The sequence below is a fragment of the Roseobacter sp. genome, from assembly GCF_045106495.1.
Taxonomy (GTDB): domain Bacteria; phylum Pseudomonadota; class Alphaproteobacteria; order Rhodobacterales; family Rhodobacteraceae; genus Roseobacter.
In genome coordinates, this window is the sequence record NZ_JBGCEQ010000046.1 from 1 (window position 1) to 3,591 (window position 3,591).

Sequence of the window (3,591 nt, forward strand, 5' to 3'; positions counted from 1 at the left end):
CAAAACGCTCAGAACTCATGCGCGTGTCCCCCCACCGTCACGGACCCAACCAAAGTAGTCTGGCGACCCCATCTGCCCGCCTTTCAGCGCGATCTCCATGCCGTCCAAAGCGCCTTCCGTGCGCGCCCGACAGATTGCAGCCCCTGGAATTGTGGGCGCGGCCGCTTCAAGTGCATAGATCCCAAGTGCTTCGCAAACTCGACCTGAGGTATCGCCGCCCGAGACCGCAATTCTGCTCAAACCAAGATCTGTGACCAATGCCCGCATGATCCGTCCAAGCGACCGTCCAATCAGATCGTTTGCGCGATCCATGTCGCCTCCCATCAGGTCGCGGACTTGGCGCAGTGCAGGATCGTCAGGGCCTTCAGCAGTAAAGACAATCGGCGGCGTTCCAGCCGCGTTCGCTTCTTTGGCTGCCGACAACGCTTGATCTTCGACAATCGATGGGTCCGGCCCCAGAAGTCTTGCCACATCCAGGCGAATTGGGGCAAAGCCGTTCTGTCTGGCCCAAGCGATCTGAGAGGCGCTTGTTGGTGACGCCGAACCCGACACAACGGCAAAACTGTCGTCCCGCCCCAGACTCGGCAACGGGCGCGGAAACTCTATCAGCCCTTGGCTGCGCAAATAAGAGACCAGTGCGTACTCGACACCTTGCGAGCCGACCACAAAGCGGCTGTCACGTCGCCTGTCCCATAACAACTTGCCTACCTCGACCTGTTGTTCTGCCGAGATCATATCCAGGGTCCATATATCTGGAGCGCTGGCGATCTTTTTGTTTGCGCGACCGTCGCGGAAATCTTCAAGATCGATGCAGCCTGTTGGGGTTTCGGTTTGTTCCGCCAGGTGACGCGCAACGTCGGCTTCGGCCATTGGCGTAACAGGATGATGGGCCATGACCGGATGCCGGTCCAACCGATGGACGCCGTCCGCTGCCGAACAGAACAGGGAACCGAAAGCCTGGTAGCGGCGCATTTCAGGGGCCGCCGTTATGACCGGAACGGCATGTGCTCCAAAGTGTTGACGCCCAAGATCAATGGCTTTGCCGATTGAGCCAACTTGGGGCGAGGAATCCAGAGTTGAGCAAATTTTATAGTGCGCAAATTCGGCGCCGGTCTGATCCAGGAATTCATAGATTGGCGGCAGATTACCTTCCATCCATCTCGGCGACTGAGACCGGGCCAGCGTCGCAACTCCGATACCCATAAGCCCTTTGCTTTCTGCCAAGGCTTCTGGCCCCGGAGGCGACAAATACAAAATGGACGGCAGACCGGCGAAACTCAATACTTCCATGACGGCCGCTGCACCGGTAAAATCGTCGCCCAGCCAAGCAACCAAAGGTCGCTCAAATCTGTTGGCAGAAGCGCCATTCATGCTATACATCACCTCATCATACCAGTTTAGACTTAGTGCTGATGGCTATTGAGGTCAACGGTACCTCTGACTAGTTGGGTTTACTTCTTGCCTCTTAGTCTGGGCTTTGGCTTTAGAAGATGGACCGCAAATCATGTCGATTAAGACACCACCAAAATCTGAAGAAAAAATCGTCAGGCTAAAGCTCTCTGAGCAAGTGCTTATGCGTTTGCGAGAAATGATCCGCGGCGGCGAGTTGAAGTCAGGCGATTTCATGCCTTCAGAGCGGGTTCTCATGGAGCGGTTCAGTGTTGGACGTCCTGCAGTTCGCGAGGCTTTGCAGGCCATGCACACCCAGGGGCTGATCACCATCAGCCACGGAGAACGCAGTCGGGTGAACGAATTGTCTGCCAATCTGGTACTGGATCAAAGCGACAATATCGCGAACATTCTTTTAGATGCTGTTCCGGCGAACCTTGAGCACCTGAAAGAGGCACGGCGCATGTTCGAACTAGGTATCGTGCGAGCGGCTGCCGAGAAGGCCACGAACGAGGATGTCGCAAAGCTTCGCGATCTGCTTGCCCGGCAAGAATCCTATCTGCAAGGCGAACTGGACGAACGCAACTTTGTCGAAGCAGATATGGCGTTTCACACAGGCATCGCGGACATTCTTGGCAACCCGGTTATTACTGCCGCATCCAGTGCCATGCTGAGATGGCTACAGGAATACCATACCGCCTTGTTGCACTGGTCGGGCAACGAAAGTACCACGCTCAGCGAACACTCTCGCATTATCGAATACATCGCTGCAAATGACGTTGAAGGGGCCGTGGATGAGATGCGCAGTCACCTCGACCGATCCCGTGAGATGTTCGCGCCGCGCAAAACCACATAGCCCTTAGTCTCAAGACACCCATGCATTTAGCCTAAAAGTTTGATCGCCCCTGCGTACTGGTATAATGAGTACATTAGATGCGCAATTCCAGGAGGCTCGGGGTGGGACAAGCGGACACTCTTTTAAAGCTCTACGGAACCAGCGACCCCCCGCAGGTGCTACGAGATGTTTCCGTTGGTCCACTGTCGTTTCTTTACTCTCAAGATGGTTTGCGACGGATTTCCTGGCACGGGACAGAATTGGTCCGCGCATTGGCATGGCCCATCCGGGACGAAAGCTGGGGCACTTATCCGGCCAAAATCCTTGGTGAAGAAATCGACGAAACCGGTGGCTTTGAGGCGAATCTGACATTTGCGGTCGGGAAAGGTCGGTTGGTTTGTGATCTTCGTTTGCGAGCTTCAATTGACGGCGTAGTTGCGGCCGAAATCACCATGACACCCACAGAAGGGCCGTTTGCGACCAATCGAGCCGGGTTCACCGTCTTGCATCCGATCAAAGGGTTCGCAGGCGCCTCGCTAGACGTGACCCATTCAAACGGAACGACCGAAACCACGACTTTCCCCAGACACATCCAGCCTGATCAGCCGGTCAAAGACATCGGGGGGCTGAGCTATGGCTTGGGCAAGCATTCGGTTGATATCACATTTGGCGAGGAAGTTTTCGAGATGGAAGACCAGCGCAACTGGTCGGATGCCTCATATAAGACCTATTGCGTGCCGTTGGTGCATCCATTTGTCTATGAAATTACTAAGCCGCTGCGACAGTCGATCCGCATGAATTTTAAGGGTGATGTCATTCCCGCAACTGCCAACGCGGACCAGCAAGCCATCCAGATCCAAACATCCGACGCGCGCGCGCCAAACGTAGGGCTGGCATTGGAGAAAGGCTGGATCCCACAGTCACCGATCTCTGAGATCAACGCTGCGCATGTTCTTCTGCGCACGTCCCCGGGGGATCGTGATCTGCCACGTCTCGCGGATTTCGCAAAAGCTTTCCCGGCCGTCGATCTAGAGATTGTTCTGCCGAACGATGCACCGGTTGACGTCGGCCTGCGAGAAGTGGCCGATGCATTTGCGTCGCAAGGCGTAACACCCGCACGCGTCCTCGTGTTGCCAGAGGCATATCTGGGAAGCCATCAACCAACTGGGCCTTGGCCGGACGGCGTAACGCCAAATGACTTGCTTGACGCTACAAGGTCAGCATTCACCAAGTCGGACATCGGCGGCGGCATGATGACGAATTTCACTGAAGTGAACCGCTGTCGCCCTGACACCACACGTTGCGATTACGTTACGCACGGGCTGACACCTTTGGTTCACGCTGGTGACGACATGTCGGTTCTGGAG

3 protein-coding genes are annotated in these 3,591 nt (G+C 55.7%); 2 read left to right on the top strand and 1 reads right to left on the bottom strand.

The genetic code is table 11. The annotated features are described in order from the left end of the window. Positions 1-15: 15 nt before the first annotated feature. Positions 16-1,371, bottom strand: a complete 1,356-nt coding sequence (locus tag AB8B75_RS20355) for a four-carbon acid sugar kinase family protein (protein WP_405364773.1) — start codon at positions 1,369-1,371, stop codon at positions 16-18. A 133-nt stretch (positions 1,372-1,504) separates the two neighbouring features. On the opposite strand from AB8B75_RS20355, the gene nanR reads away from it, so the two are divergent. Continuing rightward, positions 1,505-2,245 carry a transcriptional regulator NanR gene (nanR, locus tag AB8B75_RS20360; protein WP_405364775.1) on the top strand — a complete coding sequence of 247 codons (741 nt, stop codon included), beginning with the start codon at positions 1,505-1,507 and terminating at the stop codon, positions 2,243-2,245. Positions 2,246-2,346: 101 nt separating this feature from the next. Beyond that, on the top strand, positions 2,347-3,591 hold a 1,245-nt coding region (locus AB8B75_RS20365; RefSeq protein ID WP_405364777.1), incomplete at its 3' end, for a hypothetical protein.